The 15,129-nt window shown below is 54.1% G+C and carries 8 protein-coding genes and 1 pseudogene; 2 read left to right on the forward strand and 7 right to left on the reverse strand.

Annotation, left to right across the window (positions count from 1 at the left end; genetic code table 11):
- Window positions 1-80: 80 nt before the first annotated feature.
- Window positions 81-2,260 (reverse strand): annotated as a pseudogene (locus ALIPUT_RS11680) (glutamine synthetase III family protein).
- Window positions 2,261-2,692: 432 nt separating this feature from the next.
- Here ALIPUT_RS11680 and ALIPUT_RS11690 point away from each other — a divergent pair.
- Both ALIPUT_RS11690 and scpA read left to right on the forward strand, forming a co-directional pair.
- Window positions 2,693-4,543, forward strand: coding sequence for a methylmalonyl-CoA mutase family protein (locus ALIPUT_RS11690; protein ID WP_004330219.1), 1,851 nt, complete (start codon window positions 2,693-2,695; stop codon window positions 4,541-4,543).
- Window positions 4,544-4,555: 12 nt separating this feature from the next.
- A complete protein-coding gene (scpA, locus tag ALIPUT_RS11695; RefSeq protein WP_004330220.1) occupies window positions 4,556-6,700 on the forward strand; it encodes a methylmalonyl-CoA mutase in 2,145 nt (714 codons plus the stop codon).
- Between the two features lie 610 nt (window positions 6,701-7,310).
- Here the strand turns inward: scpA and ALIPUT_RS11700 are convergent.
- From ALIPUT_RS11700 to ALIPUT_RS11725, 6 genes are all read right to left on the reverse strand, one after another.
- A complete protein-coding gene (locus ALIPUT_RS11700) occupies window positions 7,311-9,347 on the reverse strand; it encodes a peptidylprolyl isomerase (protein WP_004330221.1) in 2,037 nt (678 codons plus the stop codon).
- Window positions 9,348-9,503: 156 nt separating this feature from the next.
- Window positions 9,504-10,766, reverse strand: a complete 1,263-nt coding sequence (locus ALIPUT_RS11705; protein WP_004330223.1) for a hemolysin family protein — start codon at window positions 10,764-10,766, stop codon at window positions 9,504-9,506.
- Window positions 10,763-11,491 (reverse strand): LPS export ABC transporter periplasmic protein LptC, encoded by a 729-nt coding sequence (gene lptC, locus ALIPUT_RS11710; RefSeq protein ID WP_004330224.1) that lies wholly within the window; start codon window positions 11,489-11,491, stop codon window positions 10,763-10,765. The genes ALIPUT_RS11705 and lptC overlap by 4 nt, the downstream gene beginning before the upstream one ends.
- Window positions 11,492-11,511: 20 nt before the next feature.
- On the reverse strand, window positions 11,512-12,855 hold the full coding sequence (locus tag ALIPUT_RS11715) for a hypothetical protein (RefSeq protein ID WP_050751554.1): 1,344 nt from the start codon (window positions 12,853-12,855) through the stop codon (window positions 11,512-11,514).
- A gap of 42 nt (window positions 12,856-12,897) precedes the next feature.
- A complete protein-coding gene (gene bamG / locus ALIPUT_RS11720) occupies window positions 12,898-14,253 on the reverse strand; it encodes a BamG family beta-barrel-assembly machinery protein (RefSeq protein ID WP_004330226.1) in 1,356 nt (451 codons plus the stop codon).
- Window positions 14,228-14,971 carry a type III pantothenate kinase gene (locus ALIPUT_RS11725; RefSeq protein WP_004330227.1) on the reverse strand — a complete coding sequence of 248 codons (744 nt, stop codon included), beginning with the start codon at window positions 14,969-14,971 and terminating at the stop codon, window positions 14,228-14,230. Before ALIPUT_RS11725 ends, bamG begins: the two co-directional genes overlap by 26 nt.
- Window positions 14,972-15,129 lie beyond the last annotated feature (158 nt).

Raw genomic sequence — 15,129 nt, forward strand, 5'->3', positions numbered from 1 at the left:
AAAGTTAAAAAATAATCCGGCAAATCCGCCGGATTATCCCGATTATCGTTTCCGCCCGCAGAAGCGGCAAGCCGAAGCAACTACCGCAGGAACAGCAGCTCCCGGTACTTGGGCAGCGGCCACATCTGGTCGTCCACGATCTCCTCCAGGCGATCCACGTGTTTGCGGATCTGGTCGAAATAGACCGCCACCGTATCGTGGTACGCGAGCGCCTTCTCCCGCTGATCCTCGATCTTGTTGGCCACCTTGCGGGCTTCGATCATATCGTGGGTCAGTTGCTGGATCAGAGCCGTATGCTGCTGAATACGTTTGATGAGTTCGACATCGGCCGAAGCGTCGAGCCCCTGTCCGATTTGCGAAATCTTATAGACCTTATCCAGCAGCAGAGCTTCGTAACGCGAAGCGATCGGCACGATGTGGTTCATCGTCAGGTCGCCCAACACGCGACCTTCGATCTGAATCTTTTTGGTATAGGTTTCCCACTTCACTTCGGTTCGGGCTTCGAGCTCCACCTTCGAGAGTACACCCATGCGGGCGAACATCTCGACCGACGAAGGATCGAGGTAGCGGTCGAATACACGCGGCGCACAGGTTTCGCAATCGAGCCCCCGGCGTGCCGCTTCGGCCCGCCACTCCTCCGAATAGCCGTTGCCGTCGAAACGGATCGCCCGCGAAGAGCGGATCATACTCTTGAGCTCCTCGTAAATCGCCTTTTCCTTCCTGACTCCGGCCTCGATACGCGCATCCACGCGCTCGCGGAACGCCGTAAACTCGTCCGCCACTGCGGTATTGAGCACGATCATCGCCTCGGCGCAATTGTCCGAAGAACCGACGGCACGCAACTCGAAACGGTTGCCGGTAAACGCGAAAGCCGAAGTGCGGTTGCGGTCGGTATTGTCCCGCAACAAAGCCGGAATATGCGAAATGCCGCTCATCTTGAAGACGTTCTTGGCATTGAAGCGGATCGCCGAATCGCTGCGGCTGGCCTCGAGTTTATCCAGCACGGCCGAAACCTGCGTACCGAGGAAGGTCGAAATAATCGCCGGAGGCGCTTCGTTGGCCCCCAGGCGGTGGGAGTTGGTGGCGCTCATGATAGCCGCCTTCAGCAGGCCGTTATGCTTGTGCCCGGCCGAAATCACATTCACCAGGAAGGTAATGAACTGCAAATTCTCCGATGCGGTTTTACCCGGACTGAGCAGATTGACGCCCGTATCGGTTCCCAGCGACCAGTTGTTGTGTTTGCCCGAACCGTTGATTCCCTTGAAAGGTTTTTCATGCAGCAACACCCGGAAATTATGACGGCGGGCGATCTTGTCCATGATGGTCATCAACAGCTGGTTGTGGTCGTTGGCCAGGTTGCACTCCTCGTACACGGGAGCCAGTTCGAACTGATTGGGAGCCACCTCGTTGTGACGGGTCTTGACCGGAATGCCCAGCTTCAGGCATTCGTATTCGAGATCGGCCATGAAAGCGATGACCCGCGTGGGGATCGCCCCGAAATAGTGATCTTCCAACTGCTGGTTCTTGGCCGATTCATGCCCCATGAGCGTACGGCCCGTCAGCATCAGGTCGGGACGTACGGCCCAAAGACTTTCGTCCACCAAGAAATATTCCTGCTCCCAGCCCAGATACTGAATCACCCGGTTCACCTCCTTGTCGAAATAGCGGCACACCTCGGTCGCAGCCTTGTTCACGGCCGAAATCGACCGTAGCAGAGGCACTTTATAATCGAGCGCCTCGCCCGTATAGGCGATGAAGACGGTCGGGATGCAGAGCGTACCGCCCACGATGAAGGCCGGCGAGGTAGGGTCCCACGCCGAATAACCCCGTGCCTCGAACGTATTACGGATACCGCCGTTCGGAAACGACGACGCATCGGGCTCCTGCTGGACAAGCACCTTCCGGAAAATTCGTCGAGTACACCCCCGCAGCCGTCCGGCTCGGCAAAGGCGTCGTGCTTCTCGGCCGTACCGCCCGTGAGAGGCTGAAACCAATGCGTATAGTGGTCGGCGCCGTGGTCGAGCGCCCACTGGCGCATTCCGGCAGCCACGCCGTCGGCGACTTCGAGCGTCAGCGGCGTCCCCCGCTGCATCGTATCGAGCAGTTGGGCATAAACCGTCTTGTTGAGATACCGGCGCATGGCCTCGCGGCCGAATACCTTCGTACCGAAATACTCGGAAGGACTTCCCTCGGGAGCCTTCACTTCGACGGCTTTGTGATCGATGGCCGCCTCCACCATTTTGAATCGGAGCAATGACATGGGATCACTTCGAATTATGAACTCGGAATACCGTAAAACCCGTACACTTCCGCCCGGGTGACGGACGGCATCCTTTCTGCGCACAAAGATAAATATCCGACACGACAAAAACGCACAAAAAACCGCATCTTCCAGAAAAAAATCGAATATTTTTCGAAAAAACCAATAAAAAAACAACTTTTCCCGAAAAAACAGCCTAAAAATTCGTCATACCGGTCGATTTCAGACATTATTTTCCGGAAAATAGCATTTTTTCGAAAAATCGCCCCATTCATGATCCGGGCATTTCCAAAACCTCCGCCGAAAAGAGCCTTCGTTGGTACAAACCGGCTATTTTCCGCATTTCTTGCTTACAATCCGGCAATTATTTTATATCTTTACGGGCAGTTTAAAAGCAATTGAACATATTTCAATACTAATCTCTAATTTATTATGGCAACTACCAAACGTGAAAAGTTGTTTACCGAATTTCCGCCGGTTTCGACCGAGCAGTGGGAGGAGGTAATCAAGGCCGACCTCAAAGGTGCGGACTACGAGCGTAAATTGGTGTGGAAAACGCCGGAAGGTTTCAACGTCCGTCCCTACTACCGGGCTGAAAACCTCGCCGGACTGAAGTTCCTCGGCTCCGAAGCCGGGGTTTTCCCCTACGTGCGGGGCACCCGTGCCCACAACCGCTGGAAGATCCACCAGACGGTCATCGTCAATTGTCCCAAGGAGGCGAACGCCGTCGCGCTCAAGATCCTCAATGCGGGCGTCGATTCGATCGAATTCCAGATCGTTCCGGAGACCTTCTCCGCAGAAGATCTGAATACGCTGCTCAAGGATATTCACATCCCTGCAGTCGAAATTACCTTCAGCGGCAGTAAAACCGCCCATGTGGCAGAGTTGGTGATCGCAAAGATCGAAAAGGAACAACTGCCTGCGGAAGAGGTGCACATCAATTTCTGCATCGACCCGCTGGTCAAGAAACTGACTTCGAAAGGCAGCTTCTGTTCGGAGAACGGTGCCAAATGTTTCGAGAAGATCGCCGACCTGGTTCGGAAAACCAAAACCTACAAAGGTATCCGCGTAATCACGGTATCGGGCGAAATCTTCAGCAACGCCGGCTCGACGATCGTAGAGGCGCTCGCCTTCTCGCTCGCTGCCGGTCACGACTACCTGGTACGCCTGATGGATATGGGCTTCACGATCGAAGAGGCCGCTAAAAAGATCCGTTTCTCGCAGGCCATCACCTCGAACTACTTCATGGAAATCGCCAAATTGCGTGCAGGCCGTATGTTGTGGGCCAACATCGTGAAAGCTTATAACCCCGCGAAGAACTGTCCCTGCAAGATGTTCACGCATGCCGTGACCTCGACGTGGAACCAGACGGCATACGACCCCTACGTCAATATGCTGCGCGGCACGACCGAAGCGATGTCGGCATCGATCGCCGGCGTACACTCGCTCGAGGTGACTCCTTTCAACAAGGCATACGAAGATCCCAACGAATTTTCGATGCGCATCGCCCGCAACGTCGAACTGCTGCTCAAACACGAGTCGCACTTCGATCAGGTCGTCGATCCGGCCGGCGGTTCGTACTACATCGAAAACCTCACCGACTCGATCGCCAACGAGGCGTGGAAACTCTTCCGCGAAATCGAGGAGAAGGGCGGCTACACCGCAGCCTATGAAAGCGGCTTCATCGTAGAGCGCGTCAAGGCATCGGCCGCAGCCAAGGACAAGAACATCGCAACGCGCCGCGAAATCCTGCTGGGCGCCAACCAATACCCCAACTTTACGGAGGTCGCCGGCAAGGAGCTGACCGAAGCCGCCGTAACCCGCCCCGTGAGCGAAGGCAACACGCTGGCTCCCTACCGTGGTTCCATGGCATTCGAAGCCATGCGTCTGCACGTGGACCGCAGCGGCAAGGCGCCCAAGGCGTTCATGCTGACCTGCGGCAGCCTGGCTATGGCCCGTGCCCGTGCCCAGTTCTCCTGCAACTTCTTCGCATGCGCCGGCATCAAAGTAATCGACAACACGTTCTTCAAATCGATCGAAGAGGGCGTCAAGGCCGCTCTGGAATCGAAAGCCGAGATCGTCGTAGTCTGCGCATCGGACGACGACTACGCAGAGGCGGCTCCCAAAGTGAAAGAGCTGCTCGGCGACAAGGCGATCCTCGTGGTTGCGGGCGCTCCGGCATGTATGCCCGAACTGGAAGCCCAGGGCATCAAGAATTTCATCAACGTCAAGAGCAACGTACTCGAAACACTGAAGTTCTACCTCAAAGAAATGGGTATCTAAAAAGCAAAAATCATGAGAGCAAAATTTTCAGATTTAACATATGACGGAGGCGAGCAGAAGAGCTGCTGCGCTTCGAAAGGCTGCGGCCAAACCGAACCGTGGCTGACTGCCGAGCAGATACCTGTCAAGGGCTCCTACTCGGCAAAGGATCTGGAGGAGATGGAGCACCTGAACTATGCGGCAGGTATCGCACCGTTCCTCCGCGGCCCCTACTCGACGATGTACGTGATGCGTCCCTGGACCATCCGCCAATACGCCGGTTTCTCGACGGCCGAAGAGTCCAACGCATTCTATCGCCGCAACCTGGCTGCCGGACAGAAGGGTCTGTCGGTGGCATTCGACCTGGCGACACACCGCGGCTACGACGCCGATCACCCGCGCGTAGTGGGCGACGTCGGTAAGGCCGGCGTGTCGATCTGCTCGGTAGAAGATATGAAGGTGCTCTTCAACGGTATTCCGCTGGATCGGATGTCGGTGTCGATGACCATGAACGGCGCCGTGCTGCCGATCCTGGCGTTCTACATCGTGACCGGTCTGGAGCAGGGATGCACCCTCGATCAACTGTCGGGTACGATCCAGAACGACATCCTCAAGGAGTTCATGGTGCGCAATACCTATATTTATCCGCCGAAATTCTCGATGAAGATCATCGCCGACATCTTCGAATACACCTCGAAGAACATGCCGAAGTTCAACTCGATTTCGATCTCCGGCTACCATATGCAGGAGGCAGGCGCCACGGCCGACATCGAGTTGGCCTACACGCTGGCCGACGGTCTGGAGTACCTGCGTGCGGGCGTTGCAGCCGGTATGTCGGTGGATGCTTTCGCACCCCGTCTGTCGTTCTTCTGGGCGATCGGTATGAACCACTTCATGGAGATCGCCAAGATGCGTGCGGCACGTATGCTCTGGGCGAAGATCGTCAAAAAATTCAACCCCAAGAACCCGAAATCGTTGGCCCTGCGTACGCATAGCCAGACCTCGGGCTGGTCGCTCACCGAGCAGGATCCGTTCAACAACGTAGCACGTACGGCTATCGAGGCGATGGGCGCCGCTCTGGGCCACACCCAGTCGCTGCACACCAACGCACTGGACGAGGCGATCGCCTTGCCGACGGACTTCTCGGCACGTATCGCCCGTAACACCCAGATCTACATCCAGGAGGAAACCAACGTCTGCCGCGAAGTGGATCCCTGGGCAGGTTCCTACTACATCGAAACCCTCACCAACGAGATCGCCCACAAGGCTTGGGAGCGTATCGAGGAGGTCGAGAAACTGGGCGGTATGGCCAAGGCCATCGAAACCGGTATTCCGAAGATGCGTATCGAGGAGGCGGCAGCCCGCAAGCAGGCCCGCATCGACTCGGGCATCGAGAAGATCATCGGCGTAAACGAATACCGTCTGGATCACGAAGCACCGATCGATATTCTGGCTGTGGACAACACGGCCGTACGCGAGAGCCAGATCAAGCGTCTGAAGGAGTTGCGTGCGAACCGCGACGAAGCAGCCGTGAAGAAGGCGCTCGAGGCCATCACCGAATGCGTCAAGACCGGCAAGGGCAACCTGCTGGAACTCGCTATCGAGGCCGCCAAGGTACGCGCTTCGCTGGGCGAGATTTCGGATGCCTGCGAGGTGGTCGTAGGACGTTACAAAGCAGTTATTCGTTCCATTTCAGGTGTATATAGTTCAGAAGTGAAATCAGATCCCGCATTCGAACACGCGAAGGAACTGGTTGCCAAATTCGCGAAGAAGGAGGGCCGCCAGCCGCGCATCATGATCGCCAAACTCGGTCAGGACGGACACGATCGTGGCGCCAAAGTCGTTGCGACCGGTTACGCCGACATCGGCTTCGATGTCGATATGGGTCCGTTGTTCCAGACTCCCGAGGAGGCAGCCAAACAGGCTGTCGAGAACGATGTTCACGTAGTGGGCGTATCGTCGCTGGCCGCCGGCCACCTGACGCTCGTTCCGCAGATCATCGCCGAACTCAAGAAACTGGGCCGCGAGGATATCATCGTCATCGTCGGCGGTGTGATCCCGGCACAGGATTACGATGAGCTGTATCGTGACGGTGCCGCCGCCATCTTCGGCCCCGGTACCCCGATTGCGACCGCAGCGATCAAGATCATGGAGATCCTGCTCGACGAGCAGAAATAATCCGGATCACTCCTCTGTTATTATCAAAGCCCCGCATCAAAAGATGCGGGGCTTTTTAATGGGGTAAGCGAACCGGCCGACCGAAAAAGAACTTTGCCATCGACCTTCATAATTCCATCGCCGGCCTCACCTCCAGAGTCCGCGCAAATACAGCGGCGGATCTCAAACAACGACCGAATACATGCTGTCACAGTGCCATTTCCACAAACCCTACAAATTATGTTTGTAGGCCATATTTCCCGTTAGACAGACAGCGAATATCCTCCCTCCCCGACTCTCGAAAACAGCCGATTTCATACCGCAAACACCTATCCGGAAAGAAACTCGACTGCCGAGACCGTCGTTCTCCTCCCCCAGCCCCAAAGACTTCCGGAATATACGATAAAATCACGGACATTTCGAAGATGCGGAAAAAGAGAATGGCGGATTGGCCGGACTACCACTCCGAGCACCTCACAGAAGAGAATTCAGGAAACCGGCTCTTATCGCTTTTAAGAAGAGAAGTCATCCCCCTATGCCATCGCAATAACGACAATAAAAAAGAGGAATGTATAAGCTACATCCCTCTTTTTCGGCCGGAACTATTCCGGAAAAAATCTACCGGTAACGGTTAAAAATACTTGCCGCGCAAGTCCTCCACATTCGACATCTGCTCCAGGAAATCGAACAGACGACGCTGAATCATCCCCTGCGACGACGCCTCGGCACGTACCTTTTCAGCTTCGATACTCTGCGGAGTTTCCGCCTCCTGAATATCCGTCACCACGAAAACATAAGCACCTACATTTCCCTTGACCGGCTCGGACAGCGTATTCGTCTGCTCCGTTGCGGTAATCGCTCCGATCACACGAGGCTCGACACCCATGTTACGGATAAAGAACGATCCGTAACGGACATCTTCGAAAGGAACGACTTCGGTACCAAGGTTTTGGGCGACCTCTTCGATAGTCGAACCCTTCATTTCGCTGACGATCTTTTCAAACTTCTTATCGGTTATAAGCGTCTGGCGAATATTGTTCGCTACTTTCTCGATCGGCGTATAATCCTCATTGTCGATCTCAGTTACCACTGCGACCACATAGTCATCACCCACAGGGAAAATCTCGGAAATCGCGCCCACCTTGGCATCGTATGCCCAGCGCACCAATTCACGCGAATCAGCCAGTCCCTGCAGCAGACGGTCACCCTGCGTGAGTTTCGCTTCACGAGGAGTGAGGTTTCCCTTATTCGCTGCCTCGTTGAACGCATCGACAGAACCCTTGCCCTCGACAGAGAAAAGACTTGCCTGACTATGCACATTGCGACGGGTCGCCGACGAAGCCTCAACAGGATAAGTGATCGTCGCAAGGCGCATGTGCTTCGAAGGTTTGTCCAGACGATAAACCTGTAAAATCTGAATAACGTCACCCACTTCGACACGGAGAATATCCCCCTGCTTAGCCGTCGAAAGAAGTCCCGAAAGCTCGTCCGGGAATGCAGAGAAAGGCATCACGCCCGCATCGCCTCCATTTCCGGCATCCTGCATATAGAGCGAATGGGTACGAGCCGCCTGTGCGAAATCCGCACCTTGCCGCAAAGCCGTCATCAGACTGTCGGCCAGGTCGCGTTGGTCGTAGGTGAGTACAATATGGCGGACGCCCACGGAATCCGGAGCGTTCAAAGTTTCAACGACACGGGTCATCGTCCAGGTATCGTTCTTCAGGACGGGACCATACTGCTTGCCGTTGGCCAGCGCTTCGGCCTCATCGTCCAGAAGCTGGGCAACCGACCGATAATTGTCTGTAATTTTACCGAAACGGTTATTCTTGGCAAATGCTTTCGGATCGTCCGACGCGGCAAATTCATCGCCGACTTCCCGAACGGTCTTCTCCAAAGTCGCCATATCCTCTGCACTCGGAGCCACTTCGAACACCACATAAGAGAGCGTGCGCGAAGGTTTCTGCTCATAACGGGCCTTATGGCTATTGTAATAAGCCTTGATTTCGGAATCGGAAACCGAGAACAGAGAATCAGGCATATCGTGATAACGCTTGCCGACCCAAGAACCGCTGAAAGTCTTATTCTGCGCATCGACGCCTTCTTCCGCTTCCAGCCGATTGACATATACACCGCCTTTGACCAAGCCGTTATACTTATTGATTTCGCGCTCCCGCATAGCCTGTCCGACCAAAGCCCCCCACATATATTGCATCTGGGGATTTCCGGTTGCCTGGGCGATAAAATCACTCACACCCTCCACACTGTACTGTCCTGTACGGGGGTCGGTGAAAGCCGCAGCCATCGTCCCGGAATAATACTCGCCGCTGATAAGTCCCTCACGCTCGGCATCGGTCACCGAGATTCCCATCTTCTCGAAACCGGGCAAGTACACGTGGTTGGCAATCAGAGTCTGCCAAGCCATTTCAGCCAACTGATCCATCTGCTCTTCATTACTTTCGGAGATGTTGCTCTGGTCTTTCAGGTTGTTGTATACCTCAATATATTCCGAATATCTGATCTTCGAACCGTCGATCACACCGACCTTGGGGTCGTTACCCGAAAGTCCCATATCCGTTTTAAGCGAGAGAATGAATGCCAGCAGTGCAAACGCGATGATAATCGACAAAACCACACCGAATCTGGTCCGTAACGTGTTTAAACTTGCCATATAAACTATTTTAATTTATTGTTTCAAAATGAGTGTTCAAAGATAATAAATATATTCTGAAAACCATGATAAACGACCAAATTCTTTCGTCATTTTCCGCATCCGGCATATCGAAAAAACGCACTTGCCCCTCACCGGTCGAAAATATCCCGTAAACTACAACCGTTTCACGCGCGCCAACTCCAACCGGGAACGGGTCCTGCGCAGAATCTTGATCTCAAGATGCTCGAAACGCACGGTTTCTCCGGCCGCCGGCAGCCCTTCATACCGGAAAATGATATACCCGGCCAGCGTTTCGTACTCGTCACTCTCGGGTATGGCAAGCCCGTATTTTTCATTGAGATATTCCACTTCCAATCGGCACGAAAGGACAAATTCCGAATCGCCGACCTGTTTCTCCGTAAGGTCGGGCACATCGTGCTCGTCTTCGATTTCGCCGAAAATCTGCTCCAGAACATCCTCCAAAGAGATAATACCGGCCGTACCGCCGAACTCGTCGATCACGACCGCAATATTGCTCTTATGACGGATGAGCCGCTGCATGAGTGCTTGCAACGGCATCGTCTCCGGGACGTATTGCACCTCCATCAGCACCTCATCGATCGACGTCGGATGCCGGAACAGCGACTTCGAATTGACATAGCCGACGATATTATCGACACTCTCTTTCCAGACGAAAATACGGGAATACTTACTCTCGACAAAACGCGCCGTAAGCGCTTTGATCGAGGTATCATCGATATCGACCGCCTCCATATCGATACGGGGAACCATGCAATCCCTCACGCGCAAATCGGCAAAATCCAGGGCATTCTGAAAGAGTTTGATCTCATTATCCGGTTCATGCTGCGCCTCCGGCTTCCCCGATTCGAACAAGCTGGCCAGATCGGTCCGGTCGAAAATGGGCTCCATCATCGCAACCTTCGGCTTACGCCCCATCAGCCACAAAATCCCCTGGGAAATCCAGGTCGTCAGCTTGGCGATCGGAAAAAGCAGCAGATAAAAGAAATAGATCGCAGGAGCAAACAGGCGGTAATAAAAATTCGGGCTGTTCCGGAAAACGGATTTCGGGAGAAATTCGGCGACGAAGATGATGATGATTGTCGAAACCGCCGTTTCCAGAACGACGGACCCGCCGCGAGCGATCTCCGTCCAACCCACTGCCGCCGCGAGCGAGCGCAACAACAGCGACATATAGAGCGAATAGATAACCAGGGCGATATTATTCCCGACCAGGATCGTCGTGATGTACTGCCCGGGGTGACGGGCAAAAATGTCGGCGATGAAATTGAACAGCCGACTCTGCTTCCGGTCGATCTCCAGTTTCAGGCGGTTCTTGCTCGTAAAAGCGATCTCCATCCCCGAAAAAAAAGCCGAAAGCAACAACATCAGCAGAATTATAAACACCGAAGTTATCATAAGGAACGATCGTTACTTTCTACGGGAGTCAGTTGAATTTTCCGGTCGTTCCCCCGTATCGGCCGGGCCGGTTTGACAGGCTGTTCGGAAACTGCCTCCTTCGCAGCGGAAACATTGTCCGCAACGGGTTTCACCGACGTAGAATCCGCGTCCCGTGTCGGCTCGATATTGACCCACATACGCCCTTTGATTCGGCGAAATTTCCAGTCTTTCAACTGATCGTCCGACTCGAATCCTTCGACGATGTAGGAATTTCCGCTCTCTTCCACGATCTTGGAATCGACGTTAGACCAGATCCGGCGCGTTTTCTCGTTCCAGAACAACTGCTGGGTGTAGAGCTCCTGTCCGTTGGATTTTTTCACTACGACATTTCCTTTGGCTTCCCATAATTTCCGATTCCCGTAATGAATCGCATAGTTAGCCGTTAGCGTAGCATCGACCGCTCCGGTACTGTCCTTCTGATATGTCACGATATCCACGCCCTTGCGAAATTCCTGATAAGGCTCTTTTGCCAAAGAGTAACCTTCCACCAAAGGAGCCGTAAAAACATAGGATTTCCGGCCGTTCTCCGTATTGGTCATCGTCAAATGCTCGCTGTACTCGGTCATCAAAGCCTCATCGTTAGGCTCTTCGGCCACCGACTCCTTGTCGCACGAATATAGCAAGATAGCACTTCCCGCGATGAGAAGTGCTACCTGTGCATATCGTTGAATGCTTCGGAGCATCGTTCGTACAAACTATGTCGCTACCGGGGGCGTACGGTCGTCACGATACCGCGGGCCGGACCGCAGGTAATCGTATAACGTGCACCCTCCATCAATTCGTTGAAGAAGCATTCCTCGGCAGTCGGGAATCCGCGACGGTAGTTTGCTGCCGCATCACGCGCCGTCTGAGCGAAATTGCCGGCATCGGCGTCGTTGGCAAGCAGGTTGGCTGCCTGCGTCATCGTATCGTAAGCGACCCAGAAAATAGCCTGACCCTCCAGTCCGGAGCAAGATGCAGCCGAAGCCGCATAAGCCTGCGCCAGGGCGAAATAAGCCATACCGTTATTGGGATTCAGCGCCTTGGCCTCATTAGCCGCAACTGCAGCCGCCGTAGGATTCTTGGCTGCCAGTTCGGTCATACTCAAACGCACCAGAAGCAATTCTTTCTGAACGGCGTCTTGTTCGGCAGCAATCGCCTCACGCAGGTAAGTAGTCGATTTGGCGAAGTCGCCCCGCTCTTGAAATCCTTGAGCCAGCATCATGGCCGTCTGGGCAGAAGGTTCCATCGCATAATATTTTTCGGCGATCTGAAGGAAAAATTCGGAACTGCACTGCGAACGGGACATCAGCGAAACCGTCTGCTTGAGCAACTCCATATCCTCCGGAGCCGCTTCGATACGCGGACGGAACATCTTCTCCAGGTTCTCGCAATCGGCAGCACCGCTACCCGCAAAACAAGTATCGAACTGTGTTTTCGCCTCCTTTACTCCAGGAGCATCACTCTCGAAAATCGGGGCCAGACGAGCGTACTCATCCAAAACGGCATCCGGATAGACCTCGCCCATCTTATAATCATCGCACAAATTGCTGAAATATACCAATGCGACATCCGGCAGCGCAGCATAACCGCTCTGCAAACCGGCTTCGATCGCCTCCTTATACAACTTGCGCACGCCTTCCCGGTCGGAAGGATTGAAAGTCAGGTATTCACGAGCTTTACGGTCAAGGACATAAGCCGTACCGTAATTGGGACTGGAAGGAAAATACTGTACACGCAGGTCGTAAATCATCATCAGCGAATCGAGCAGAGCTTTTTTCTCATTCAGGTCTTGTGCGCGTTGCACCTTGTTCGAATAAACCTGTGCCCCCCGAATAAAGGTCGCTTCGAAAGCCGAAGGAGCCTCCTGTGCAAGCGTACGGAAATAAACAGCGGCTGCGTCGTAATCGCGGGTATCGACAGCTTCCTTCAGCAGGTTGCTCGTCAGAATGTTTTGCTTACGCTGTTCGGGCGTATCTCCCCACGGAGCGTACCGAGGGTCACTGAAATCCTGGGCGATCGAAGCTGTCGCAGCGAACACCAATACTGCCGACAGCAAAATTTTCATGCGATTCATATTCTTCTTTATAATTTATTTTTTATGTGTGGTTTAATCGTATTTCGGACGAACGAACCAATAATCACCGAACAATGTCACACCCAGCGAAAATTTGCAATAGGTCTGTTTAACCAGACTCACCTGTTCGTTGATCGCCTTGAAACTGCCGCGTCCGCCGACTTCGACACCCAGATCGACCGACGACGCACCCAATATGCCGCCCAACACCGTCAGGGGAATACCGACGCCCAGCGTCACGGCGTATTCATTGACATCCACTCCGCCGAAAGTCTGGTTATAGGTACCATAACGAACTCCGGCCCGGTAGGACCAGCGTTTCAATGCGCTGCGTACATCCGCTTTATTGGGGGTGTATTCGACCCCGAGTTTAACCGTATTCGTGTTCCGGTAAGCCACATCGAAACCGGCTGCGGATTTCTCGACCAACCGAGAATTGCCGCTTCGCCAGTCCTGATAGACGTAATCCGCCCCCACAGCTATTTTAGGCGTGTTGTAATAAATACCTACGGCAACCTGCTGGGGCAGCTTGAGCCCCAGACGATTTCCCATATCCATAGCGACCGTATTGAAAATATCGCCGGTCTGCACCTTCGTCGTCACATTCGGATTCAAGTCGCCGCCGATATCGTAGGTCGCACCGATCGTCAGAATACGCCGACGGTTGCTGATCGGGGACCACTGTACGCCGAACTGTCCCTTAAAACGGGAAACGCTGTAGGTTTCGGTTCCCGTCGCGTCTGCGATAAGACCTCCTCCGGTTATATTCTCCAAAATAGCGGTTTTATAAATCCGCTGAATGTCGCCCCAATAGTACTGGGCAGCTATTCCGATCGAGAATCCGCGGAAGATCTCCCAGCCCAGACCGAGCTTCACCTCCGTCACGTCGCCGTCGCCGTCCCACTGGTACTGCACGCGGCCGATATTACCCCAGATTTCATCGTCGTCCACCTCCTGTTTCATCCGGTAACCGACGCTGCTGTAAGGCGTCAGGCTGAAGCCCAACCCCAAATGCTTGGCAATCGGCAACTGAAACGCAATGTCGTGGAAATTGACCGTATAATAACTTGTATTGAGCGTCTGCCCGTAATATTTCTGGGAATTGTAAAAGCACTGCCCTTCAAGACCGAAATCGAAAAGGAACGACTTGGGGCGCACGGCACTGTAAGCCGCCGGATTGAGCAAATTGACAGCAGCCGCATTACGCATACCGACGCCGACACCGCCCATCGAACGTGTCTGAAGCGTTCCCGGGGTCCGCAGTTCACCCAGACCGTACATCGAATACGGTGAAAAAGCGTTGATACTGCTGGTTTGTCCCCATGCCATGCACGGTACAATGACGGCCAGCGCGAGGCACAGTTTAACGGCGGCTTTCTTCACTTGCATTATACTCTAAAATTCGGTTCAGCCCCAGAAAGACCAAATCACAATGTGCAAATATCGTATTTTTAATTCGTTTAACAAAGAATTTTGCATCCCCGCCGGTAAAAATTATCGACAACGCATCGATTTCCGGAAACAGCCGGGCGATATACCCCTCGATTTCGAAGGCAATGCCGTTCATCACGCCCTGCCGGATCGCCTCGACGGTCGAACGCCCCAAAAGCGTCTGGTCCTCACAGGATTCACACAGGGGAAGCGCCGCCGTATAATCGTGCAAGGCCCGGAAGCGCATCTGTACGCCGGGAGAAATATTACCGCCCCGGAAAACCCCGTCGGCAGAAACCTGATCGATGGTAATGGCCGTCCCGAAATCCACGATCAACAGATTGCGGCCCGGGTAGAGCGACGCAGCGCCGACGGCAGCCGCAAGACGGTCCTCACCCAGAGTTTCGGGCGTAGTGTAACCGTTACGAATGGGAAGAGGAAGTTGCGGTGAGAGCCGCAGACAGCGCCCGATGCGGCGACGCACCAGCGCGACGGTGTCATCGACCGGACCGCGCGTAGTCGCAACAATAGCCTGCGTAATACCGGGATGAGCAGCAAGAATCCGATCTATCACCGCTTCGTCGAACTCTTCCGAACATCCGTCGGAAACGACGGTACCGCCGTCAAATACAGCGTACTTGACCCGCGTGTTACCCATGTCGATCGTCAGGTTCATCGTTGAATTTTTTGCTTCGTTCTTTCCGTCCGGCACGGCCGCTCTCCAAGTTCACTGCGGCACGAATCGTTCACAACCGTCCGGATTCAGTTTTTATAGCAGTTATATACTTTTCGGTTACCACGACCGTTCTCTTACCGATTTCGGCGGCACCCCAC

Source organism: Alistipes putredinis DSM 17216 (genome assembly GCF_000154465.1).
Lineage (GTDB): Bacteria > Bacteroidota > Bacteroidia > Bacteroidales > Rikenellaceae > Alistipes > Alistipes putredinis.

Excerpts from the sequence above, each read along its gene's own strand:
- ALIPUT_RS11690 (WP_004330219.1), top strand. The coding sequence starts at position 2,693 with ATGGCAACTACCAAACGTGAAAAGTTGTTTACCGAATTTCCGCCGGTT.
- ALIPUT_RS11715 (WP_050751554.1), bottom strand. The coding sequence starts at position 12,855 with ATGAAAATTTTGCTGTCGGCAGTATTGGTGTTCGCTGCGACAGCTTCG.
- ALIPUT_RS11725 (WP_004330227.1), bottom strand. The coding sequence starts at position 14,971 with ATGAACCTGACGATCGACATGGGTAACACGCGGGTCAAGTACGCTGTA.
- ALIPUT_RS11700 (WP_004330221.1), bottom strand. The coding sequence starts at position 9,347 with ATGGCAAGTTTAAACACGTTACGGACCAGATTCGGTGTGGTTTTGTCG.
- scpA (WP_004330220.1), top strand. The coding sequence starts at position 4,556 with ATGAGAGCAAAATTTTCAGATTTAACATATGACGGAGGCGAGCAGAAG.
- lptC (WP_004330224.1), bottom strand. The coding sequence starts at position 11,491 with ATGCTCCGAAGCATTCAACGATATGCACAGGTAGCACTTCTCATCGCG.
- bamG (WP_004330226.1), bottom strand. The coding sequence starts at position 14,253 with ATGCAAGTGAAGAAAGCCGCCGTTAAACTGTGCCTCGCGCTGGCCGTC.
- ALIPUT_RS11705 (WP_004330223.1), bottom strand. The coding sequence starts at position 10,766 with ATGATAACTTCGGTGTTTATAATTCTGCTGATGTTGTTGCTTTCGGCT.